The 23,302-nt window shown below is 58.5% G+C and carries 22 protein-coding genes; 9 read left to right on the top strand and 13 right to left on the bottom strand.

Annotated features, from left to right (window positions below):
• Positions 1-21: 21 nt before the first annotated feature.
• Together AC5JQH_RS10945 and AC5JQH_RS10940 are read right to left on the bottom strand one after the other, a co-directional pair.
• Positions 22-1,224 (bottom strand): acyl-CoA dehydrogenase family protein, encoded by a 1,203-nt coding sequence (locus AC5JQH_RS10945; protein ID WP_288944525.1) that lies wholly within the window; start codon positions 1,222-1,224, stop codon positions 22-24.
• Positions 1,225-1,295: 71 nt separating this feature from the next.
• Complete coding sequence (locus tag AC5JQH_RS10940) at positions 1,296-1,736, bottom strand: PaaI family thioesterase (RefSeq protein WP_288944526.1); 441 nt, start codon at positions 1,734-1,736, stop codon at positions 1,296-1,298.
• A 435-nt stretch (positions 1,737-2,171) separates the two neighbouring features.
• Here AC5JQH_RS10940 and dctP point away from each other — a divergent pair, with 435 nt between their 5' ends.
• The 4 genes from dctP (at position 2,172) to AC5JQH_RS10920 (ending at position 5,845) form a co-directional block, all read left to right on the top strand.
• Positions 2,172-3,218, top strand: coding sequence for a TRAP transporter substrate-binding protein DctP (gene dctP / locus AC5JQH_RS10935; protein ID WP_491713260.1), 1,047 nt, complete (start codon positions 2,172-2,174; stop codon positions 3,216-3,218).
• A gap of 85 nt (positions 3,219-3,303) precedes the next feature.
• A complete protein-coding gene (locus tag AC5JQH_RS10930) occupies positions 3,304-3,852 on the top strand; it encodes a TRAP transporter small permease subunit (RefSeq protein WP_491713259.1) in 549 nt (182 codons plus the stop codon).
• Positions 3,849-5,159, top strand: a complete 1,311-nt coding sequence (locus AC5JQH_RS10925) for a TRAP transporter large permease (RefSeq protein ID WP_008177017.1) — start codon at positions 3,849-3,851, stop codon at positions 5,157-5,159. The genes AC5JQH_RS10930 and AC5JQH_RS10925 overlap by 4 nt, the downstream gene beginning before the upstream one ends.
• A gap of 101 nt (positions 5,160-5,260) precedes the next feature.
• Complete coding sequence (locus AC5JQH_RS10920; protein WP_491713258.1) at positions 5,261-5,845, top strand: hypothetical protein; 585 nt, start codon at positions 5,261-5,263, stop codon at positions 5,843-5,845.
• A 90-nt stretch (positions 5,846-5,935) separates the two neighbouring features.
• Here the strand turns inward: AC5JQH_RS10920 and AC5JQH_RS10915 are convergent, their stop codons facing one another.
• The 3 genes from AC5JQH_RS10915 to AC5JQH_RS10905 all read right to left on the bottom strand — a co-directional run bounded on the left by AC5JQH_RS10915 (position 5,936) and on the right by AC5JQH_RS10905 (position 10,099).
• Positions 5,936-7,333, bottom strand: coding sequence for a sodium-dependent transporter (locus AC5JQH_RS10915; protein ID WP_273069125.1), 1,398 nt, complete (start codon positions 7,331-7,333; stop codon positions 5,936-5,938).
• 166 nt (positions 7,334-7,499) lie between these two features.
• Positions 7,500-9,074, bottom strand: coding sequence for a methyl-accepting chemotaxis protein (locus AC5JQH_RS10910; protein ID WP_273069126.1), 1,575 nt, complete (start codon positions 9,072-9,074; stop codon positions 7,500-7,502).
• A 152-nt stretch (positions 9,075-9,226) separates the two neighbouring features.
• Positions 9,227-10,099 carry a carboxylate/amino acid/amine transporter gene (locus AC5JQH_RS10905; RefSeq protein ID WP_273084605.1) on the bottom strand — a complete coding sequence of 291 codons (873 nt, stop codon included), beginning with the start codon at positions 10,097-10,099 and terminating at the stop codon, positions 9,227-9,229.
• A gap of 85 nt (positions 10,100-10,184) precedes the next feature.
• Between AC5JQH_RS10905 and AC5JQH_RS10900 the strand changes: the two genes are divergently transcribed.
• On the top strand, positions 10,185-11,606 hold the full coding sequence (locus AC5JQH_RS10900; protein WP_493805582.1) for an MATE family efflux transporter: 1,422 nt from the start codon (positions 10,185-10,187) through the stop codon (positions 11,604-11,606).
• Here AC5JQH_RS10900 and AC5JQH_RS10895 read toward each other — a convergent pair.
• Positions 11,570-12,580, bottom strand: coding sequence for a GGDEF domain-containing protein (locus tag AC5JQH_RS10895; RefSeq protein WP_493805581.1), 1,011 nt, complete (start codon positions 12,578-12,580; stop codon positions 11,570-11,572). The two genes, AC5JQH_RS10900 and AC5JQH_RS10895, sit on opposite strands and share 37 nt — an antisense overlap.
• Positions 12,581-12,857: 277 nt before the next feature.
• Between AC5JQH_RS10895 and AC5JQH_RS10890 the strand changes: the two genes are divergently transcribed.
• The gene (locus tag AC5JQH_RS10890; protein ID WP_092033022.1) at positions 12,858-13,982 is read left to right on the top strand and encodes an HD-GYP domain-containing protein; all 1,125 of its coding nucleotides are present in this window, start codon (positions 12,858-12,860) and stop codon (positions 13,980-13,982) included.
• Between the two features lie 14 nt (positions 13,983-13,996).
• Here AC5JQH_RS10890 and fghA read toward each other — a convergent pair whose 3' ends face one another.
• Together fghA and AC5JQH_RS10880 are read right to left on the bottom strand one after the other, a co-directional pair.
• Positions 13,997-14,839, bottom strand: coding sequence for an S-formylglutathione hydrolase (fghA, locus tag AC5JQH_RS10885; protein ID WP_008177000.1), 843 nt, complete (start codon positions 14,837-14,839; stop codon positions 13,997-13,999).
• A gap of 30 nt (positions 14,840-14,869) precedes the next feature.
• Positions 14,870-15,301 (bottom strand): CBS domain-containing protein, encoded by a 432-nt coding sequence (locus AC5JQH_RS10880; RefSeq protein ID WP_008176998.1) that lies wholly within the window; start codon positions 15,299-15,301, stop codon positions 14,870-14,872.
• A 182-nt stretch (positions 15,302-15,483) separates the two neighbouring features.
• Between AC5JQH_RS10880 and AC5JQH_RS10875 the strand changes: the two genes are divergently transcribed.
• Together AC5JQH_RS10875 and AC5JQH_RS10870 are read left to right on the top strand one after the other, a co-directional pair.
• Positions 15,484-16,845 carry a sodium:alanine symporter family protein gene (locus AC5JQH_RS10875; protein WP_273045691.1) on the top strand — a complete coding sequence of 454 codons (1,362 nt, stop codon included), beginning with the start codon at positions 15,484-15,486 and terminating at the stop codon, positions 16,843-16,845.
• Positions 16,846-16,967: 122 nt separating this feature from the next.
• On the top strand, positions 16,968-17,621 hold the full coding sequence (locus AC5JQH_RS10870) for a peroxiredoxin (protein ID WP_062783364.1): 654 nt from the start codon (positions 16,968-16,970) through the stop codon (positions 17,619-17,621).
• Positions 17,622-17,699: 78 nt separating this feature from the next.
• Here the strand turns inward: AC5JQH_RS10870 and AC5JQH_RS10865 are convergent, their stop codons facing one another.
• The 3 genes from AC5JQH_RS10865 to AC5JQH_RS10855 form a co-directional block, all read right to left on the bottom strand.
• Positions 17,700-18,482 (bottom strand): MetQ/NlpA family ABC transporter substrate-binding protein, encoded by a 783-nt coding sequence (locus AC5JQH_RS10865; RefSeq protein WP_491713255.1) that lies wholly within the window; start codon positions 18,480-18,482, stop codon positions 17,700-17,702.
• 184 nt (positions 18,483-18,666) lie between these two features.
• Positions 18,667-19,332: a methionine ABC transporter permease gene (locus tag AC5JQH_RS10860; protein ID WP_008176989.1), complete on the bottom strand. Its 666-nt coding sequence runs from the start codon at positions 19,330-19,332 to the stop codon at positions 18,667-18,669.
• Positions 19,332-20,339: a methionine ABC transporter ATP-binding protein gene (locus AC5JQH_RS10855; protein ID WP_493805580.1), complete on the bottom strand. Its 1,008-nt coding sequence runs from the start codon at positions 20,337-20,339 to the stop codon at positions 19,332-19,334. The genes AC5JQH_RS10860 and AC5JQH_RS10855 overlap by 1 nt, the downstream gene beginning before the upstream one ends.
• A gap of 215 nt (positions 20,340-20,554) precedes the next feature.
• Here AC5JQH_RS10855 and AC5JQH_RS10850 point away from each other — a divergent pair, with 215 nt between their 5' ends.
• Positions 20,555-21,976 (top strand): HDOD domain-containing protein, encoded by a 1,422-nt coding sequence (locus AC5JQH_RS10850; RefSeq protein WP_491713253.1) that lies wholly within the window; start codon positions 20,555-20,557, stop codon positions 21,974-21,976.
• Positions 21,977-21,983: 7 nt separating this feature from the next.
• Here AC5JQH_RS10850 and AC5JQH_RS10845 read toward each other — a convergent pair whose 3' ends face one another.
• Both AC5JQH_RS10845 and AC5JQH_RS10840 read right to left on the bottom strand, forming a co-directional pair.
• Positions 21,984-22,685 (bottom strand): anti-sigma factor, encoded by a 702-nt coding sequence (locus tag AC5JQH_RS10845; protein ID WP_092033032.1) that lies wholly within the window; start codon positions 22,683-22,685, stop codon positions 21,984-21,986.
• On the bottom strand, positions 22,682-23,239 hold the full coding sequence (locus AC5JQH_RS10840; protein ID WP_092033033.1) for a sigma-70 family RNA polymerase sigma factor: 558 nt from the start codon (positions 23,237-23,239) through the stop codon (positions 22,682-22,684). Before AC5JQH_RS10840 ends, AC5JQH_RS10845 begins: the two co-directional genes overlap by 4 nt.
• Between the last annotated feature and the right edge of the window lie 63 nt (positions 23,240-23,302).

The raw sequence follows: 23,302 nt of genomic DNA, 5'->3' as shown, positions 1-23,302 counted from the left end.
ACTGTTTCAGAGGTTCTCGATTCAGCGATACTGCCGAAGCTCCATCTTGGCAATGGAATCCATGTGCACTTCATCCGGCCCGTCGGCCAGGCGAAGTGTCCGCACCTTGGCCCAGGCCTCGGCCAGGAAGGTGTCCTGGGAAACGCCTGCACCACCGTGCACCTGGATAGCCCGATCAATCACCTTCAGGGCCATACTCGGGGCAATCACCTTGATCATGGCAATTTCCTGGCGGGCCACCTTGTTGCCGACGGTGTCCATCATGTGCGCCGCTTTCAGGGTCATCAGGCGGGCCTGCTCGATCTCCATACGGCTGCGGGCGATGTCCTTGCGGATGGAGTCGAACTCCGAGAGCTTCCGGCCAAAGGCCTCCCGGGCGTTGGCGCGCTTGCACATGAGCTCCAGCGCCCGTTCCGCCACGCCAATGGTGCGCATGCAGTGGTGGATTCGGCCTGGCCCGAGGCGGCCCTGAGCAATCTCGAAACCACGGCCTTCCCCCAGCAGCATATTGCTGGCTGGCACCCGTACATTGTCGTAATGGATTTCGGCATGGCCGTGAGGGGCATGGTCGTAGCCAAACACGTGCAGCGGGCGGATCATCTTCACGCCGGGAGCGTCCAGGGGCACCAGGATCATGGATTGCTGCTTGTGTTTCTCGGCGTCCGGATCGGTCTTGCCCATGACAATGGCGATTTTCGAGTTCCGGGTCATGGCGCCGGAGGACCACCACTTGCGACCGTTAATCACATACTCATCGCCCTCGCGGCGAATCTCGCAGGCAATGTTGGTGGCGTCGGAAGAGGCCACGTCCGGCTCGGTCATGGAGAAGCAGGAGCGGATCTCGCCATCCAGGAGCGGCTTCAGCCATTGTTCCTGCTGCTGCTCATTGCCATAGCGGGCAATGGTTTCCATGTTGCCGGTATCCGGTGCCGAGCAGTTGAATACCTCGGGGGCCATGGCGGAGCGGCCCATGATTTCGCAGAGGTGGGCGTACTCGAAGTTGCTGAGGCCTGCGCCGAATTCGCTGTCAGGCAGAAACAGGTTCCACAGGCCGGCGGCTCTGGCCTTCTGCTTCAGTTCTTCAATAATGGGCACCGGCGCCCAGCGGTCCTCGGCGTCTTCGATCTGGCGATGATGGGTCTCTTCGTTCGGATAGATGTAGGCAGCCATGAAATCGTTTAACTCAGACTGCAGCTGTTTCGCCCGGTCAGACAGCTCGAACATTGCCGTTTCCTCTTGTTGTTTTGTGTCGTGACCGCCCTCAGACCGGCAATCACCTGTTCAGATCACACCACTCAGATTGGCACGCCCTCCGGCTTTTCGCTGCCGGAGCGAATACGGAACGTGGCCTCGGCAATGGCCAGAAGATTGCCCTGATCATCATGCACCTCGCCCGTGCTGTTGAAGATCCGGCTTCCACCGGCGCGTTTGCGTCCGGTTACCCGGATCACACCGTCGGAACACTGGCCGGTAAACGTGGTGGTGAGAGACAGGGTGATGGCCTTGCGCATCCGGCCCGGATACGGGCAGTAAGTGCCCGCTTGCGCCATGGCAATGTCCAGCAGGGACGTCAGTACGCCGCCATGGATAACGCCACCCAGATTCAGATGCCCGGGCCGAAGCTCAAGCTCGATGACCGCTTCGTTTTCTTCCCAGGACGCCTGGCGGTAGCCAAGCAGGCTGTGGAAGCCGGGCAGATCCTGCCCATGAATAATGTGGCGGTTTTCCTCACTCATCAGACATGCGTTCCAGGTGGGCCGGGGCCTCGTGTTGTCTTTGTGGTCCTGTTGTTTTCGTAATTTGTCACGCCTTCCGGTTTTGAGTCAACATATTTGAAAGACGGTTTCATCTAGTAAAATATAAGCAGTGAAGAATTGAAAAAAATGAAAAATGCAACGAATGGCTGGCCGCGCAGCTGCCGACTACCTGTGCTTCGGCAACGTTGGATGGACAGGTAGCGGGCGCTGACGGCGGTTTTCCGCCCGAAAGGTGGGAACCTGCTCAATGGGCTACTCTTGCAAGAGACCCGATTGCAAATCTGAACGACAAACATCCTGTTGCAAAGCCACGATGTTGTGATAGATTCAGAGAATAAAATTCACCCTGCAGTTATGAGTTCTGCACAGTGAAACACAAAGCAAAGCCACTACAACAATGAACGAGGCACGCTCATGAAACTCTTTGCTACTGCTCGCAAGACTCTGACGGTGTATGCGTCAGCCCTTACCCTTGGTATTACCGCAGCGCTGTCCGCAGCGCCCGCCGCTGCTCAGGACAGCTTCACCTGGAAGGTGCAGTCCCACTGGCCCGGTTCCAGCAGCTCCTACACAGACAGCCTTGGCCGGATCAAACGGGTTCTGGAAGAGCGCACTGATGGCCGTCTGAAGCTGCAGCTTTACGAGGCTGGCTCGCTGTTCAAGGCCACGGACACCTTCAACGCGGTAAGCCGTGGCATCCTGGAAATGGGCACTATTTCCCCGGCCTATGCCCAGGACAAGATCTCCCTCGCCGGCATTGCCTCTGGCCTGCCGTTTGCCTTTCGCAACGTCTGGGAGGCCGCCTACTTCCACCAGAATCTGGGATTCGAACAGATGCTCCGGGACGAAGCGGCAGAGCATGACGTTTACTGGGCCACAGACAAAGTCTACCCCACCGAAATGGTGGTCAAGGAGCCGATTGAAAGCGTGGAGGACTTCAACAGCCTGAAGATCCGCTCCTCCGGCGCCCTGCAAACTTTCCTGACCGAAGCCGGAGCCGCCGCCTCCTATATTCCGGGCAGTGAACTCTACTCAGCCCTGGATTCCGGCATCGTGGACGGCGCCCACTGGGGTGCGGCCCAGGGTGCCTACAGCATGGGCCTGTATGAAGTGGCCAAATACCATGTGCAGCCTGCCCTGAACATTGCCGGCACTGATGTCATCATCGTCAGCCAGAAAGCTCTGAACAAGCTGCCGGAAGACATGCAGAAGATCGTCAAGGATGCCCTCAACGAGCAGTTCTGGATCCGCACCAACGAGTACCAGTACAAGGAGCGCATCACCCTGGCCAAGGCCATCGAGGAACAGGGCGTGCAAGTGAATGTTCTCCCGGATGAAGTCCAGAACAAACTGGTCGCCACCGCCCAGGCCATGTGGGATGAGGAAGGCAAGCGCAGCGAGAATGCCAAGAAAGCGCTCGATATGCTGAAAGGTTACCTGGCCGACCTCGGCTATCTCTGATCAGCGATTGCTCTGACCGGGGCCGGGGTCTTCGACTCCGGCCTTTCTTTCCCCGAACCAAACCAGCATCCCGTGGGAGAACGCCATGAGTGTGATGATTGCCGCATTCATGAGGGGGGTTACCCGTCTCAACGATTTGATCGGACGGTGGGTTGCCCTCCTGATTTTCGCAATGTTCGTGTTCCTGCTTCTTGAAGTGGGGTTTCGCTATCTGCTCAATTCTCCCACGGTCTGGACCAACGAACTGACCCAGATGCTTTTCGGCATCTACGCAATAATGTCCGGTGGCTACATCATGGCCCATCGCGGCCACGTCAACGTGGACCTGTTGCATTCGCACCTGAAGCCACGTAAACGCGCGGCCCTGGACATTGTTACTTCCGTGGTCTTTTTCATTTTCACGCTCGCCCTGCTTTGGTTCGGGATCGACATGGCCCAGGAATCCATGTCCAGCTGGGAGACTTCCTACTCGGCCTGGAATCCGCCTATCTGGCCGGTGAAGCTGGCCATTCCCATCGGCACCGGGCTGCTGGTTCTGCAAGGGTTGGTCAAACTGCTTGAAGACATCGCCGTGGCCTTCAACCTGGATTACTACACCCCTCAAGAGCCCAAATCTGAAGGAGATCAGTTGTGAGCATTGAAGCCCTGACTCTCCTGTTCTTCGGTTCGCTGCTGTTTTTCCTGCTGCTGGGCCTGCCGCTGGCGTTTGTGCTTGGTGGCGTCTCGGTGGTGTTCCTGTATTTCACCTGGGGCTTTGATTCCTTCTACATGGTGGCCTCCCAGATCTGGGGCACCATGGAGAGCTTCACCCTGGTCGCCATCCCTCTGTTCGTGTTCATGGCCATGATTCTGGAACGCACCGGGGTGGCCCGGGATCTTTACCGGATGATGCACCTGTGGTGCGGCGGCCTCAGAGGCGGCCTTGCCCTCGGCACCCTTGGCATCTGTGCGGTGTTTGCCGCCATGGTCGGCATCAGTGGCGCTGCAGTGGTTGCCATGGGAACCATCGCCCTGCCGTCGATGCTGGAACGGGGTTACGATAAGAGCATGGCCCTGGGCGTAATCAATACCGGCGGTGGCTGGGGCATCCTGATTCCTCCCAGCATCCTTATGATTCTCTACGCCCTGATCACTGGTGTTTCCGTTGGCAAGATGTTCGCCGCCGGTATCATGCCGGGCGTGCTTCTGATGGTGCTGACCGCTATCTACATCATCGTGCGCTGCCATCTGCAACCGGAACTGGCCCCGGCGCTGCCAAAAGAAGACCGGGGCACCTGGCCGGAAAAATTCCGGGCTCTGCGAGCCGTGCTCCTGCCGATTGGCGTGGTGGTCATGGTGCTGGGTTCCATCATCGGCGGCATCACTACCCCGACGGAAGCTGCTGCCATGGGTGTTCTCGGCGCCCTGATTTCCGCCGCCGTGTACCGGCAGTTCAAGTGGAGCATTCTGAAGGAAGCTGCGATCCGCACCTTCAAGCTAACCGGCATGATCATGTGGATCCTGTTCGCCGCCCACGCGTTCAGCGCTGCGTACCAGAGCATGGGTGCCCAGGAGCTGATCGAGGGCCTGATGAACATGGTGCCCGGCGGCCCCTGGGGCATCATCATCGCCATGATGGTGATCGTGTTCCTGCTGGCCATGGTGCTGGATCCGGTGGGTATCATGCTGATCACCCTGCCGGTGTTCATGCCCATCGTGGAATCCCTGGGTTTCGATCCGATCTGGTTCGGCATCCTGTTCGTGATCAATATGGAAATCGGCTACATGACGCCACCCTTCGGCTTCAACCTGTTCTACCTGAAGGGCATCGTGCCGCCGTCGATCACCATGAAGGATATCTACAAGTCGATCATTCCCTTCGTGATTGTGGAGATCATCGGCATCATCCTGATCATGATCTTCCCGGAAATTGCCACCTGGCTGCCGGACCTGTTTTTCTGAGCCTGGGCCCAGCAAAAATTTGGCAGTGAATCCGTGAAAGCGCTACTCTCATAGGGCTCCCGGCATAAGGAATCCGGGGCCCAACACAAGGAGAGACGCTTATGCGCGGCCCATTATCTGCATCAATCCACACTGCAGTCATCACCACCCTGTTTACCCTGCTCGCATTGTTCTCCGCGGGCACCCAGGCCCAGGGCCTGTCCGACCAGACCATCTCATCGTTTATCGACAGCCTGAAGGCTGCCGAACAGCTGGAGCCTGAGTTTGAGGACCTGAGTGAAGACATGGACAGCCAGAACGATGGCACCATGCCCGACTTCTCACACATTTTCTCCGATTCGCTGAAGGAGCTGGAAGGTCACCAGGCCTATGGTCAGCTCGAGGATCTGGTTCAGGACCACGGCTTCGGTAGCCTTGAAGAGTGGGCGGCAACCGGCGACCGGATCTTCCAGGCCTGGATGGCCATCGAGATGGAGCAGCAGAGCCCGGCAGCCCAGCAAGAAATGAACGCGGCCATGGCCGAGATTGAAAACAATCCCAATATGACCGCCCAGCAAAAAGCTCAGATGCGGGCGATGATGGAGGGCGCCATGGGCGCGATGCAGAGCGCCAGCAATGCGCCTCCGGCAGACATAAAAGCGGTTCGCCCCCATGTTGATGCCCTCCGAGAAGCTGGCAACTACTGATACTCGAGTGCCGAAAAACAAAAAGCCCGACGGTTTAACCCGCCGGGCTTTTTTTGTGCGCGAGCAGCCATCAGGCCGCTCAGGCAGGCATCACGACATCAGGTTATAAACAAACACAATGGCAACTGCGATGGGAGTCACGAACCGGATCAGGTTGTACCAGAGGGTAAAGGCTCCTCCCTGAAGGGCCAGATCGGATTTCAGCGACTCTTTGGCCACGAACCAGCCGACAAATACTGCCGTCAGCAAACCGGAGAGCGGCAGCAGTACGTTGGCTGTGAAGAAGTCCAGAAGGTCAAAGATGGTCTTGCCTTCGAAGCGCTCAAACATAGCGAGCGGCGCGACGTCGGCCCAGACATTCAGCGACAGAATCGAAGCAATGCCCAGCGCCCAGCAGAGCACACCGACAAGGATGGAACTGCCTGTACGGGCCAGGCTGGTTTTTTCCTCAACCCACTCAACTACCGGCTCCAGCAGGGAAATACCGGAGGTCCAGGCGGCGAACAACAGCAGGATAAAGAACAGGGTGCCAAACAGGCCGCCCATGGGCATATTGCCAAAGGCCAGCGGCAGGGTCTGGAAAATCAGTCCGGGACCGGCACCGGCTTCCAGACCGTTGGCAAACACTACCGGGAAAATGGCCAGGCCGGCCAGGAGTGCGACGACGGTATCCATGATGGCCACGCTGACAGCGGTGCGACCAATGGACACATCCCGACCCAGATAGGAACCGTAGGCCATCATGATGGCCATACCGAGGCTTAAGGTAAAGAAGGCGTGGCCAAGGGCGATCAGAACCCCGTTGATGGTCAGGGCACCAAAGTCCGGCGTAAACAGGAAGCTGACGGCCTCACCAAAATGGCCTGTTGTGGTGGCATAACCTACCGCCACCAGCAGCAACAGAAACAGGGCCGGCATCAGGATGGTAACGGCCCGTTCCAGGCCTCCTTTCAGTCCCTGGGACACCACCAGAATAACCAGCGCCATGAAGATCGTGTGCCAGAGCAGCAGCTGCCCGGGGCTGGCCAGCAGGCCGCCGAACAACTCACCGATGGAGTCTGCGGTGCCACCGGTAAAGTCGCCCATGGCGGCATGTCCCACATAGGACGCCGCCCAGCCGCCGATCACCGAGTAGAAAGAGAGGATCACAAAGGCCGCGATCATGCCGATGATGGCCGAGATCCGCCAGCCCGGCGCGCTGAGGTTGCGCTCTGCCACCAGCCGCATGCTGGTGATGGGGTTATGTCGACCATTCCGGCCGATAAACACTTCCGCCATCATGATGGGGATACCGATCACTGCGATACACAGCAGATAAACCAGCACGAAGGCGCCACCACCGTTTTCGCCGGTAACGTAGGGGAACTTCCAGATATTACCGAGACCGACGGCCGAACCGGTTGCCGCCAGAATAAACGCCAACCGGGAAGACCAGAGACCACGAGCGGCCCCTGAACCGTTGCCCGAAACCGAGTTGGACTGAGTCATGTTGTGTTCCTGTGCTTTTGGCTGAGGAATGTCTTCAAAAAGGGATAGCCACGGCGTTGCCGGGGCAATTGGGGCGGGATTCTGCCAGCACTGGCGCGTCGATGCCAGTGCTGGCGCCCTCCCGGTCCGGATTGGTCCGGCGGGAGGAAAAGGAAGCTAAAGCTAACTAGCCGTTTTTGCTGATAAACCTGGCTATCAGGTCTTTCAGGCCACGGGACATGGCGCTGAGCCGGTCACTGCTCTGCTTGGCGGAGTCGGCCTGGGCATCACTATGATCGGCCAGCTCGGCAATATTGGTAATCTGGCGATTGATCTCGTCGGACACCTGGCTCTGCTCCTCAAAGGCCGCAGACATACTGATAAAGCTGTCGGAAATGGTCTGGATCGAGGTCACGATATCGCGCAGCGAGTTCTCGGCCTCCCGCACCTTTTCAAGGCCCTGACCGGCAACAGCCTCACCGTCCCGGGTTGCCTGGACCGCCGAGTCCACCTGCTGACGGAAATCATCGATCACGTTCTGGATCCGCACGGTGGATTCCCGAGTCCGGCGGGCCAGTGAGCGCACCTCATCCGCTACCACTGCAAAACCCCGGCCCTGCTCACCGGCACGCGCCGCTTCGATAGCCGCGTTCAATGCCAGAAGGTTGGTTTGCTCGGCAATATCGGAAATCAGGTTGGCGGCTTCACCGATGCTGTTGGTGGACTCACCCAGCTTGCTGATCGTCGAACCAATACCATTTACGCGGGTTACCAGCTCTTCAATCGCAACCAGCGCTTCGGCGCTCCGGTCGCTGCCCACACCCGCAAGACGATTGGCCTCCTCGGCTTCACGGGCGTTACTGGTCACCGACTCGGCCACTTCCTGGATTGAGGCGGTCATTTCATTGATGGCCGAGGCAGTCTGATCGGTTTCCGCCCGCTGCCGGGCGATTGCCGCCGCGCCATCGCTGATATAGCCGTGGGAGGCCCGCGCCTGCTCATAGAGCAGTTCTGCCTGGTCATCAATCCGCGCCAGGGCCGTCCGAACACGGGCCTCTTCACTGACCAGCAACAGCGACAGCTGCGAGAACAGTCCGCGTTCGTCGCTGTAGGTACGGGCAACAATGGGATCCCGGAAGGCATCTGGGCGAAGGTCCAGCAGCTTGCGCAAGCGAGCGGCCAGGGAGTTGAACACGAGGCCAAACCCCAGGGCGTGACCCACAACAATCAGGCCTGCTGCCAACCAAGGTTGGTTGATCTTGAGGGCACCAAGGCTGAGTACCAGCGACACCAGGAATGGCCAGCCGGAACGGAGCATCGACAAGGCACGATTGCTGAAGGATGAGGTCATCTTCCCGGCAGAGATCTTGGAATACAGCCGCTCGGCCCTGGCGATCTGCTCGCGGGTCGGCTCGACCCGAACCGACTCGAAGCCAACCATCTGGCCGTTCTCACGGATCGGCGTAACGTACGCACTGACCCAGTAATGGTCGCCGCTCTTCGCCCGGTTCTTCACCACACCCATCCAGGCCTTGCCGGCCTTCAGGTAATCCCACATATCCTTGAATACGGCCTGGGGCATGTCCGGATGGCGGATGATGTTGTGAGCCTGGCCAACCAGTTCTTCCCGGGAGAAACCGCTGATTTCCACAAACTCTTCGTTGCAGTAGGTGATCACCCCTTTCAGGTCCGTGGTGGTAATCAACCGACCGCCTTTCCGCATTTTTACTTCACGCTGGGTTACCGGGAGATTCTTGCGCATAAACGGACCTTCTGACTCGGGGCTGACCACGGGGATAAATATGGGCAAACAAGGGTAAGCCCCGATGAATATCATTGATATTCATCAAAGGTTACCTTGCGTATGTGGAGTGTAACGGCAGAGGTGAGCGGAACCTTAGTGCGTGCAGGTACTTATGTCGTAACCGCCAGCCGGGCCCGGGGATGGAAGCGGGCGTTTACCCAGAGGGAGAAGGCAATCACGCCACCGCCAATCGCCAGCCTCAGCAAATCGGCGTCTCGATTCCAGATCAGCAGGTTGACGATCAGGCCTGCAGGCACCAACGCATTGTTCATGATAGCCAGGGTGCCGGCGTCAACCACACAGGCACCGCGATTCCACAGGAACAGACCCAGGCCGGAGGCAGCAAGCCCCAGCCATGCCAGGATGCCCCACTGTACCGGTGTGGTCGGCAGCTTCTCGGCATTGCCGAATATCAGGAAGGATGGCAGCGCAATGATCAGGGCACCGAAGAAGAAATAGCCGAAGGTGCGGTAGGCAGGCAAGTCGGTGCCGTAGTGTTGCATCACGTGCTTGTAACCTACCTGGCCGGCTGCAAAGGTAAAATTCGCCACCTGCAGCAAAAGGAAGCCGGTAATGAAGTCCTCACTGAGCCCATCGTAGCGTATGATACCCGCCCCGACAGTTGCGATGGCTGCAGCCAGGAGCGCCACCGGTGAAAACCGGCGAAACAGGGCGTCATCCAGCAGGGTCACATACAGCGGAGTGAAAATCGTGAACAGCAGGACTTCCGGGACGGTCAGGTAGCTAAAGGACCGGTACAGACAGAGGTAGGTAATCCCGAACTGCAGCATGCCGGTAACCAGGATGCCCAGTTTCTGTCCGGAAGCCACGCCGCGCCAGCGGGTGAACGGCAGAAACACCAGAGCACCGAGCAGCACACGGCTGAGCACCGCAAAATCGCTGTCCACCTGGCCGGCCAGAAATTCGCCGATCAGACTGAATGAAAACGCCCACAGAACGGTAACAAAAACCAGAAGTCCCATCGCCACTGCCATCTATTGTGATCAAGGCGCGTACTTTAACGGTTTTGGGAGAAACTTGCAGTGCAGAAACACCGGACAGCAACCCATGGATGAAACCCACCAGCCATTACCGGAACCCCGCCAGCCGCTGGTCACCAGAACACTGACAGAGTGGCGAACCCTCTCCATTCTGGGCGGGCCGATCCTGATCGCCCAACTGGCCCAGATGGCCAACGGCGTGATCGATACCATTATGGCCGGCCACGCGAGTGCCGAGGATCTTGCGGCAGTGGGTATTGGCAGCAGCCTGTGGATGCCCCTGTTCCTGTTTTTCATGGGCATGCTGGGGGCACTGCAGCCCATTATTTCCGGCTACAACGGTGCCCGGGAGGTTGGGAAAATCATGCCCGCCACCTGGCAGGGCCTGTATCTTGCCGCCTTCGGGTCCGTCATCATGATCCTGCTGCTGACCCATGTGCATCCGGTACTGGCGCTTCTGAACCTGGAGGCCAACACCGCCCGCATTACCCAGGGTTATCTGGACGCCTTTGCCTGGGGCATACCGGCTCTGCTGCTACTTACAGCGCTGCGCGGCCTGACCGATGGCCTCGGGCATACTCGCGTGATCATGGCGTTCTCTGTGCTCAGCACGCTGATCAACCTGCCCATGAACTACATCTTCATCTACGGCAAGCTGGGACTGCCAGCGATGGGCGGGGTCGGCTGTGGCTGGGCCACGTCCATTTCCAACGGCGTCGCGGCAGCGGCATTGCTGGTATACCTGAACCGCAGCCGGGTTTACCGTCAGTTCCACCTGATTTCCGATTGGGTAAAGCCGGATCTGGCAGGCATTCGCTACATCCTCGGCATCGGCGTGCCCATCGGCTTCACCATCTTTGTCGAGGCCAGCCTGTTCTCGGTCATTGCTCTGTTTCTGGCACCCCTTGGCCCGGTGGTGGTGGCCGGGCACCAGATTGCCCTGAACGTGGTATCTCTACTGTTCATGCTGCCGTTGAGCATCGGTATGGCGCTGACTCTCCGGGTCAGCTTCCTTATCGGTGCCCGGGCGCCCGCCACCGCACGCCTCATCTCCCGAAGTTCACTGATTCTGGCGGCTGCTACGGCGCTGGTTTTTGCAATACTGCTGTTTGTATTCTCCCGGGAGATCGCAGCGCTCTATACCAGTGATACCGAGGTACAGGCGGTCACCGTGAGGCTTCTGATGTTTGCGGCCCTGTTCCAGATTGCCGATGTTATCCAGGTAACCTGCATCAGCGCCTTGCGGGGTTACAAGGACACCCGCATTCCCATGTTCATCATGCTGTTTTCATTCTGGGGCGTTGGTATGCCACTTGGGTATGTGCTGACGTTCATGGACTGGCTGGTGCCGGCCATGGGGGCTGCCGGCTTCTGGGTAGGCCTCACGGGTGGCCTGGCATCTGCCAGCATTCTGTTGGGGTGCAGACTCTTTCTGTTTGCTCCCAATAGCGATCAGGCCGTTTCGGCTGCAAGCTCCGGCGTGCGCTGAGCATCGGCAAATACAACACGATCCCGGCCAGCTTCCTTGGCCTCATAGAGTGCCGCATCCGCCCGGGCAAGCCAGCTATCAACGCTTTCGCCATGCTCGAGCAGTGCCACGCCGAACGACGCCGTCACCGAACCGCCGGGGTGCTTCATGTATTTGCGCAGCACCTGTTGCAGGTTGTTCATCACTGCCTTGAGGCCAATGCCATCGACACCCGGCAGGAGCAGTACGAATTCTTCGCCACCGTACCGGAACAGCTGGTCTGACTTGCGGGTGTTCTGTTTCAGCAGCGCCAACAGATCGGTCAAGACACCATCGCCCACGCCATGGCCATGCTCATCGTTGATCTTCTTGAAATGATCGATATCCAGCATGACCAAGGCATAGGGCAAACCGGTACGCTCGGCATTCGCTGCCGCCAGATCCAGCTCCTGATCCATTGAGCGCCGGTTCTTGATGCCGGTCAGCGGATCGATCGTTGCCAGATGCTCCAGACGCTCCCGCTGATCATGGTTCCTGTGGGCAAAGACATAGGCGCAGGCACTGACCACAAAGGCCGTTGAAGCAAACGACCACATCTGGACATCAGAGCGGAAAGCCCCACCATGAACCATCAGGGCAATGACCGAGGCAATGTTCAAGGCTACCGCAATCCTGGGATTAACAAGAAAGAAGGTAGTGACAAGACACGGGTATAACCAGAACAGTCCCGGCTCGCCTACCACAATGCCCACGACGACCGCGCCGCCACAAGCAACACTGGCGACAACCACGCCACTTCGTCGCGTGTCCCCGGTTACCCATGCATAGACCAGCGCAGAGCAGATACCGAGAAGAATCGTCGTATCCACCAGTCCGGCCAATAGATTTCCCTGCAGGTAGCGCATCACGGCAAATGGAGTAATCCCCAGGAACGCGCTCACCCCCAGAAGGGTGATGATCGATAATCGGAAATCGGTCTTAAGGCGATGGAGCATTTAGCGTTTTCGTCCGACAAAAGTACTATCCAGAATCCCAGAATAGCTCAACCAATTTGAATGATCGTTAAAGGACAACGATTCTTTACATATTCTCTATCAAAAAAGACAAAGTGTGAACGCTTGCTCATTTTTTCTTCCTCCCGAAACAGGGGCAGCGGTAAAATCAGGTAAAACCACACTGCTTCCTGGCCAGAGCCAGCCCGCGCCAGTGGAGCCCCAGCCGCATTCGGGGTTACACTGGCGACACAATTAACCTGTACCAGAGACAGCTGATTTGACCGAACTTGTCCGAATTGCGCCCGGGGCGCTGACCATCGGCCGGCCCCTGCCCTGGGACGTCTACGATGCAGACGGTAATATCCTTCTGCGCCAGGGCTATGTGATTCAGACAGATTCCCAGCTGGAGCAATTGTTCGAGCGCGGCCGATTCAAACCTCGCAAGATCGAACGCCCTCAGGAAGAAGTGTTCGAGGATAACCGGGACAGGAACCCGTTTGCCGATTACCCGGACCTGCTCCACTCCCTTGAAGCTACCCTGAAAGCCATTACCGATTCTGATCCTTCGGCCCAAAAACGGCTCCTCGGTCTGGCCCGGATGATCGAGCGCACATGCACGGAATCACCCGATGCAACCCTGGCACTGGTTCACCTCTACTCAATCGGCCCGGTCATTCACGAACAGATCCTGTTTTACGCCATTCTTTGCCAGTTTATTGGCCGGCAATTCGGCCTGGAGGAGAAGCGAGTTGCAGTACTGACTGCTGCCGCCCTTACTGCCAATCTTGCCCTCGTGCCCATCGCCGACAAGCTGAATGCGTCCAATACAGTGCTGAACGATGAACAGCGCGGCGTCATTCGCAAACACCCCGAACGCAGCATCCAGGCCCTGCAGGCCGCCGGTATCGACAACAAGCTGCTGCTGACCATCATTGCGCAACACCACGAGCAGGCCGACGGAAGCGGCTATCCGAAAGGTCTGAGTGGCACCGAAATACGGCCGGAAGCGGAGATCCTGGCGCTGGCAGAGCGTTACGTGGCCATGATCACCAAACGGGCCTACCGGCAGCGCATGAATGTGGCCGACGCCCGGAAGCTGATTGCCAACCTGGCCGACGGCAAGTTCCGACCGGCCATCCCCAAGGCCCTGCTGCAGATTCTCGGGGAGTATCCGCCCGGCATTCTGGTTCGTCTGGAAAACAACGAAGTGGGCGTGGTTACCCGCCGGCCAGTCAGAGCCCGGGGACCTTTCGTCAAAGCCATTTTCGGTCCCCGTGGCAACCGTTACACCGGCACCTTCGAGCGGGACACCAGCGAGCCGGATTTCGGCATCCAGTCCCTGGAAGAGCCGGAAGTCATGCCTTCCATGGACTTCAGCCTGGTCTGGGGCTTCCGCTCCTGACCAATGTCACCATGCTATAAACCCAGTGCTTTTGCATGATGATCAAGGTGATCATCAATGAATGAGGCAATGAAGAAATAGCTGTGATCATAGCCCCGGTGCATGCGCAGGTTGATGTGATGGTGGAACTTCTCACAGGCGTCCGCCAGCGCATCCGGGTTCAGCTGGCTGTCCAGAAACTCGTCCGCCGTGCCCTGGTCCACCAGTAGCGGCAACCGCTCCCGAGCGGTGGGAATGAGCAATGTGGCATCCCATTCTTCCCAACTTCGCGGATCGTCTCCAAGATAGCCCTTGAAGGCTTTCTGGCCCCAGGGGCACTCGGTTGGGTTGGCGATGGGCGCAAACGCCGACACCGAGGCGTAGCGGCCCGGATTCTTCAGGGCGCAGATCAGAGCGCCGTGGCCGCCCATGGAGTGGCCGCTGACGGAGCGCTTGTCTGTTACCGGCAATTCATTCTCGATCAACTGCGGCAATTCCTTCACCACGTAGTCGTACATCCGGTAATGGGGTGCCCAGGGTTGCTCTGTGGCGTTGATGTAGAAGCCGGCGCCGGAGCCAAAGTCATAACTGTCATCCTCGCCCGGCAGGTTCACTCCACGGGGGCTGGTGTCAGGACAAACGATGGCCATCCCCAGCTGAGCGGCCCGTTTCTGGGCACCCGCCTTTTGCATGAAATTCTGGTCGGTGCAGGTCAGCCCTGATAGCCAGTAGAGAACCGGCACCTTCTTCGGGTTGGAGCCCACAGCCACGGGCGGCAGGTACACCGCAAACTCCATGTCGCATTCGAGGGTAGCGGAAGTATGCCGGTAGCGGCGGTGCTCGCCTTCGAAACAGACGTTCGTGGATAGGAGTTCCATAGTGTCCTCAATTCAGAAAATAAGTGTGTTTCAGTCCAGGGCACTGGCGTGCTTTGGCGGCTCCAGACCGAAACCGGTGCGCGCCAACTCGGCCAGGATAGCAGTACGGGTGACAATACCAATCAGTTTGCCGTGATCCACAACCGGGTACACCTTTGGCTTGCCCGCACCGAGGTTCTGGGCAAGATCCACAACGGCCATCTCTGCCGAAATCGTCACCGGTTTCCGGAACATGACGTCGTCAACAAGTGGATCGCCCTCACGGTGATAGCCGCTGACCAGCAGGGCATGGATACAGTCCTGCTCGGAGATGAATCCGATAACATGGCGCTGGTCATCAACAACCGGAAGACCGGTTACGTGGTTGTGGAGCAGCGTCTTTACCACCTTGGTGAGCTGCGTGCCACAGCGGACCGGCTCGATGTGGTTCCACATGACATCTGAAACTTTGAGTGAACGCATGGGCAGAATCTCTCTCCTCGGTGGATGGTCGCCATTGTAATGAGCATAGGCAATCACCCCTGAATCCACCACTTTTACCGGGCCATCGGTTTACATGGGAAAATTTCTGACTAAACTCAGCCGGTTATACCCAATCCGGGTCAAAAATCCAAACCAATCCATGGCAGACAGAGGGAGATCCCATGGAAGCTATTTCTGAATTCGTAGGGCAGATAAACGGGCTGGTCTGGGGCCCACCCATGCTGGTTCTGATTCTGGGCGTCGGGCTATTCCTCAGCCTGGGCCTGAAGCTGATGCCGGTGCTGAAGCTGGGCGCCGGTTTCCGGTTGATGTGGAAAGGCCGCTCCGCCGCGGGATCTGAATCCGAGGGTGAAATCCCGCCGTTCCAGGCGTTGATGACAGCGCTCTCAGCCACCGTTGGCACAGGCAACATTGCCGGGGTTGCCACAGCCGTGTTCCTTGGGGGCCCCGGCGCGCTTTTCTGGATGTGGCTTACGGCCCTTGTGGGCATGGCCACCAAGTACTCCGAGGCGGTCCTGGCGGTGCGTTTCCGCGAAGTCGACGAACGCGGTGCCCACGTGGGCGGCCCGATGTATTACATCCGCAACGGCCTGGGTCGCAAGTGGGCCTGGCTTGGCGTCCTGTTTGCCGTCTTTGCCGCCATCGCCGGTTTCGGCATCGGGAATACTGTGCAGGCAAATTCGGTTGCCGATGTCATGGAGACCAACTTTGGGCTGCCGCACTGGGTGACCGGCCTCGTTCTTATGGCTCTGGTGGGTATGGTTCTGATCGGCGGTATCCGCAGGATCGGCCATGTCGCCAGCGCCCTGGTGCCGTTGATGGCAGTTTCCTATCTGCTCGCCGGGCTTGTGGTGCTGGCTATCAACGCAGCGGATATTCCTGCCGCTTTTGCCCTGGTGATCAAACATGCCTTCAGCCCCATCGCCGCCGAGGGTGGGTTTGCCGGTGCGGCAGTCTGGGCAGCCATCCGCTTCGGGGTGGCCCGTGGCATCTTCTCCAATGAAGCCGGCCTGGGCTCCGCGCCCATTGCCCACGCCGCCGCACAAACCCGAAACCCGATCAATCAGGGCATGGTGGCCATGCTCGGCACCTTCATCGATACCATTATCATCTGCACGATTACCGGACTGGTGATTATCACCTCCGGCACCTGGACCTCCGGGGAATCCGGGGCGGCACTGACCTCCATGGCATTCCAGGAGGCGCTGCCCGGCGTTGGCAACTATCTTGTAGCCATTGCCCTCGCGGTTTTTGCGTTCACAACCATTCTGGGCTGGTCGTTCTATGGTGAGCGCTGCATTGAGTTCCTGTTCGGCGTAAAGGCCATCGTGCCGTACCGCATTGCATGGATTCTGGCTATCCCGGTGGGTGCCACCCTGAACCTGGGCTTTGTCTGGCTGGTGGCAGACACCCTGAATGCCATGATGGCATTGCCGAACCTGATTGCCCTGCTGATGCTGAGCCCGATTGTGTTCAAGCTCACCCGTGAGCATTTTGAGAAGGAGAAAGCGCTGGGGGTCTGAGCCCCTTGTAATTGCTTCATCTGGCACCAAGGTTTGTCGTATACACTCAGAACACAACCCGGCCGTTTCAGGGCCGGAATAACAAACGAAATTGTCACTAACATGATCAAAGGAGAGTACACATGACTTTACGTCTCGGAGATACCGCCCCTGATTTTGAACAGGACTCCAGTGAAGGGAAGATTTCGTTTTACGACTGGCTGGGCGACAGCTGGGGCGTGCTGTTCTCGCACCCGGCGGATTTCACCCCGGTCTGCACGACCGAGCTGGGCCTGACCGCCAAACTGAAGGACGAGTTCGCCAAGCGCGGCGTCAAGGCCATCGCACTGAGCGTTGATCCGGTCGATTCCCACCACGAGTGGATCAAGGACATCAATGAAACCCAGGGCTGCGCGGTAAACTTCCCGATCATTGCAGACCATGATCGCAAGGTGTCCCAGCTGTACGACATGATTCACCCGAATGCCGACAGCAGCCTTACCGTGCGCTCGCTGTTCGTGATCGACCCGAACAAGAAGGTTCGCTTGATGATTACCTACCCGGCCAGCACCGGTCGTAACTTCAACGAAGTTCTGCGGGTGATCGATTCGCTGCAGCTGACCGACGAACACAAGGTCGCGACCCCGGGCAACTGGGAGCGTGGTGGCGATGTCGTTATCGTTCCGTCCCTTCAGGACGAGGAAGAAATCAAGCAACGCTTCCCGAAAGGCTACAAGGCTGTCAAATCCTACCTGCGGATGACACCAGACCCTAAAGCCAACTGGAGCGGTGACTGATCACTAGCCTCTTAAGCCTATAAAAAAGGCCGGGCAGCATTCGCTGTCCGGCCTTTTTCATGGTCGTGGGTCAGGCAATCAGAATGCCGGAACCACTGCACCCTCATACTTTTCCATGATGAAGTCGCGAACCGCATCAGACTTCAGAGCCGCAGCCAGTTTCTGCATAGCCTCGCTGTCCTTGTTGTCCGGACGGGCCACCAGGATGTTCACATAAGGTGACTCGGAGCCCTCAATCACCAGCGCGTCTTCAGAGGGGTTCAGGCCGGCTTCCAGGGCATAGTTGGTGTTGATCAGCGCCAGGTCCACCTGGTTCAGGATACGGGGCAGGGTGGCTGCTTCCAGTTCCTTGAAGTCCAGGTCTTTCGGGTTATCGGCAATATCACGGGGTGTCGCTGTGATCTTGCTCTCGTCCTTCAGGGTGATCAGACCCGCCTTCTGGAGCAGCAGCAGGGCACGACCTCCGTTGGTGGGGTCGTTAGGGATGGCGACAACCGCACCGTCTTCAAGTGCGTCCAGCGATTCAATTTTGCTGGAGTAGGCCCCGAACGGCTCCACGTGGACACCGGCTACGGTTACAAGGTCAGTACCACGGCCATCGTTAAACTCGTCCAGGTACGGCTGGTGCTGGAAGAAGTTGGCGTCCATCCGCTTCTGGTCCACCTGAATGTTCGGCTGGATGTAATCAGTGAAAACCTTCACGTCCAGCTCTACACCCTGCTCGGCGAGCTGTGGCTTCACGAATTCCAGGATCTCGGCATGGGGAACCGGGGTTGCGGCTACGGAGAGCTCTTCGGCAGCAACGGCGCCGGAGAAAGTGGCTGCGGCAGCCAGTGCTGCGAGTGTTTTCTTCAAATTCATAGATCGATTCTCCTGTTGAGCATCTTGAACGAGTGAGTTCGGGTTGGGAGTACGGCTGTCGGTCGGAGTACCCTTCCGAAAAACGCCCGTGAATACGTCCGTGTAGGGCTCGGTCGCGCCATCCCTGGCGCTCCACGTTTTCGGAAGGGTACTCCGACCGCCCAACGGCCTATATCCAGCTTTTCTACTTTCTGCTGAAGTACAGAACCAGACGGTCGCCGACCATCTGCAGCACCTGTACGAAAATAACCAGTAGCGCGACTGTAATGACCATTACGTCGGTCTGGAATCGTTGATAGCCGAAGCGGATGGCGAGGTCGCCCAAGCCACCGCCACCAATAACGCCGGACATGGCCGCGTAGGAAACCAGAGTGATCGCAGTAACGGTGATACCGGCAATGATGCCTGGCAGCGCTTCCGGTAACAGAGCACCGAAGATGATCTGTTTAACGCTGGCGCCCATGGCCTGGGTGGCCTCGATGATGCCGCGATCCACTTCTCGCAGGGAGGTTTCCACCAACCGTGCGAAGAACGGCGCACCGCCCGCCACCAGCGGCGGAATCGCTCCGGCGACGCCCAGCGACGTGCCGATCAGCATTACGGTGAAGGGGATCATTACGATCAGCAGGATGATGAATGGCACCGAACGGAGCACGTTCACCACGAACGACAGCACCGCATAGGCCACCGGCTGTTCCAGCAGCTGGCGTTTGCCGAACAGGAACAGAAGAACGCCGATGGGTAGGCCGATCAGGACGCTGAACAGCAGGGACATACCCACCATCACCAGGGTATCCCAGCTGGCCCAGCCAATTTCGGTCCAGTCTACATTGCTTAACAGGTCTTCCATCAGCGCAGCACCTCCACGTGAACGTCGGCAGCCTTGAGCGCCTGCATGGCCACCTCGAGATCACCGCCCACCAGTGACAGGGTCAGCTGGCCGTAGGGTGTGTCCTTGATGTGGTCGATTCGGCCGGAAAGAATGCTGAAATCCACGCCGGACTCCCGGGCAACGCTGCCCAGCAGCGGTTTATAGGTGGATTCGCCCTTGAAGGTCAGGCGGAGGATCCGGCCGCTGGCCTTGCTCAGGTCCTCCTGGAGTTCGTCCCGGCCAATGCTTTCGCTCTCGAAGACAAAGTCTCGTGTGGTCGGGTGCTTCGGGTGCAGGAACACCTCGCTGACCGGGCCCATTTCGACCACTTCACCAGCGTCCATCACTGCCACGCGATCGCAGACCCGGCGCACCACGTCCATTTCATGGGTGATCAGTACGATGGTCAGGCCCAGTTCCCGGTTGATGTCGGCCAGCAGCTTCAGCACCGACTGGGTCGTTTGCGGGTCAAGAGCGCTGGTGGCTTCGTCGCACAGCAGGATCGTGGGCCGGCAGGCCAGGGCGCGGGCAATGCCCACTCGCTGTTTCTGCCCGCCGGAGAGCTGCGATGGGTATTTGTTGGCGTGGTCGGTGAGGCTGACCCGGGCCAGCAGTTCCTCAACCCGGTCACGGATCTCGGTCTTCGAGTAGATGCCCGCCAGCTTCATCGGGAAGGCAATGTTGTCCGCCACGGTTTTCGACGACAGCAGGTTGAAGTGCTGGAAGATCATTCCCACCTTGCGGCGAAAGGCACGGAGTTCGGCAGCGTCGTAGTCGGTAATGTTCTCGTCGTCGATCAGAATACGACCGCCGGTGGGTGGTTCCAGCAGGTTGATCAGACGCACCAGCGTCGATTTACCGGCGCCGGAATGGCCAACGATGCCGAATACCTCGCCGGTTTCAATGGTCATATCGGTGGGATGAAGCGCGGGGATCGCCCGGCCGCCTACCTGATACGACTTCTGTACCTGGTCAAATACAATCACGGTCAGCGCCTTGTGGGTGCAGCGTTAAAAACCGGCGATTATAGCCCATTCGGTTGGCAAACCCGAATTCCGGAATGATTCTCAGTGTGGGTAGATGTCCCTACACAAACGGTTACCTGACACCGCACAGCCCGGTGAACTAAACTTGGATAACAAAAGAACCTTACATTTCCCCGGAGCTCTTTCAGAGACGCGCTGCCCAGAGACTCACCAACGTGACCAACGAAAAACAACCAACGCCCTCAAGGATGAACTCCACCCAGGCATGGGTAACCTATCTCAGCAAGGTCGAGCTACCGGTACTGGCCAATACGCTTCGACGCATTAATGAGCTGACCGATAGCCAGAACAGCACAGTCAACGAGCTGGCCAACGTGATTCTCAACGATGCCCAGCTCACCTCCCAGGTTCTGCGGCTGTCCAATACCGTGTTCTACAACCAGACCCGAACCCAGGTCAGCACCGTTAGCCGGGCTATCACCCTGATCGGCTTCGACGCGGTGAAGTCCATGGCGATTTCCTCACTGATCGTCGACACCCTGCTGAAACGGAACGACCGTCCCCACCTTTTGCGCTGCCTGGCCCGGGCGATCCATGCCGCTGTCCAGGCCCGGTGTCTGATGCCGAAACGCAACGAGACCGCGCTAGAAGAGGTGTTTATCGGGGCATTGCTGATGAACATTGGCGAGCTGGCCTTCTGGTCCTGCGAAACCGACCAGGCCACGGAACTGGAGGAACGCCTGCGCCTTGAAGAGCCCCCGGTTGAGGCGCAGAAGGCCGTGCTGCACTCAACCTTTACCGAAATCACCCGGGGCCTTGTTGATGCCTGGTCCCTGGGACCCTTTATCAAGGATGTTGTCTCACCGGGACAGGCAAATTCCATGGCCTCAAGCCTGGTACGGAATTCCGTAGATATGGCCCGGTTGTCCGAACAGGGCTGGAGCGGTCCGGACATGGATAAGCTACTCGAACGCCTGGGCAAGGACATTGGCGAGAGCCCGGCCGTGGTTCGCGACCGGCTCAAGGTAAACGCCTCGGAGGCGACTCGGGTGGCAGTCTCCCTCGGCATCCCCCAGGTAACCGCCATGATGCCGGGCGCCGAAGGCAAGGCCGGCGACAGCGGGGCGACGGCTCCGGAAATGGACCCGGAACTTCAGCTGGAAATTCTGCGTGAATTGAGCCATTGCCTGGCGGAGAAACCGGACATCAACGAAGTATGCCAGTTGATCATTGAGGGCATCCACAGGGCTGTCGGTATGCAGCGAGTCGCTCTGCTGATGAGTGACCGAACCGGCAACGAACTGGTGCCCCGAAAGCTCGGAGGCCGCGGCACCGAAGAATGGCGACAGCATTTTGTAATCCGTAAGGATGGCAGCGGGCCACTGGGCTCGCTTCTGCCCCATGCCCATTGCAGCATCTACGAACCCAAACGGAACTCGGAAGGCGTACCTTACGATCAGTGGCTTGGCAAAGTGCCGGCGCTTATCGGGCCGATCAAGGCGAATGGTCGTCTGATCGGCCTGTTTTACGCGGACAATGCAGCCGGCGCTTACCTACCCTCAAAAGAGCAGTTATCAGCGTTTGGCCACTTTATCCAGAATGCGCAGCTCTGCCTGAACCTGATCTCTACACATTAACGCTCGTTCACAGCTCGTAGAGCTTGGTGACGTGCAGAATCGGCCCGGTTGGAGCCCCAGTCGGTGATCCACCTTCGGGTTCGAGACTGATCGCAAGGGTCCGGCTGCCGCTCAATGAGCTCTGAGCTTCATCCGACAGCCCCACCTGGTGAGTTTCACTCGCCGGCAGGACCCCTAGCGAAAGAGGCCGCCCCTCCTCTGGTACAACCCAGAGCTCATAATCCTTACCGGACTCCGCGGAGCCTGCGGCAACAGCGCGCAATTTCAGCAGGTTGCCACGATCCGTCTCACTTAACAGCCACAGCGGGTCGCCAAGTTCGGCCTCGATGATCGCCCCGGCTAACATGGGCCTTTCTGGAACGGGAGACGGCTGTAAAACTAACAGAACGGCGAAAAAGACCGCCGCTGCGGTTGCCGTCAATCCCCAGCCTGGCCAAAACCATCCGGCTCTTGAGGAAACCGGGGCTTTCGGTTTGGAGTGTTCGGGCCACAACCGTTGCTGGATGCCCGACCAGATGCTTGGCGGGGGCGTCTCCGGGATGGCGATCGTCGACAGGGCGCCGAGCTGCTGCTCCCAGAACCAGACTTCCTGACGAACCCGACCGGATTCCATCATCCATCCCTCGAAGCGGAGGCGAGCAGGGCCTTTCAAAGAACCCAGAACATATTCCGCCGCAAGAATCTCTACGCGCTCGGGTGTTTTTTTCATCGCTCAAGACACCTCTTCAATGCCATAAGCCCCCTTCGAATCCAGCTTTTCACCGTCCCAACGGGTGAGCTCAGGGTTTTCGACAGCTCATCGTGAGTAAAACCCCGGTAGTAGGCGAGCAGAATGCTGTCACGCTGAACATCACTGAGCTCTTCAAGGCACCCCGTGAGCTGGGCCGACCCGGAGATCCGCAAGGAGTCATCCAGAGGTCCACCACGGTTGTCCTCAACCTTGTCAAGGTGCTCATCTCCGGTCGTCTGCCGTACTTTGCGGGCTCGCATCAGGTCCAGGGTCCGGTAGCGCGCAATGGTCATCATCCAACCGAGCGGCGCACCCCTGTCCCGATGGTACTCGCCCGCGTGATGCCAGATCTGAATAAAGCTCTCCTGCATTGCTTCCTCGGCCAGCTCACGATGGTTTGCCAGCTTGATGCAAAGGCCGAACATCCTCGCCGCGACCTTGCTATAGAGTTCTTGAAACGCTTTCCGGTCCTTCCTTGCCACTGACCGCAGCAAGCGCATCAACTCGTCCTGATTCACCTCGGCATAAGCCATAAACACCCTCATTTTTCTGGTAACTGCAAAAGGTACGAGCGCGGGAACGCGGAAGTTGCGTGT

The sequence above is a fragment of the Marinobacter sp. H13 genome (assembly GCF_059072335.1).
Note: the sequence above shows the minus strand (reverse complement) of the source record. Positions and strands in the feature narration are given on the sequence as shown.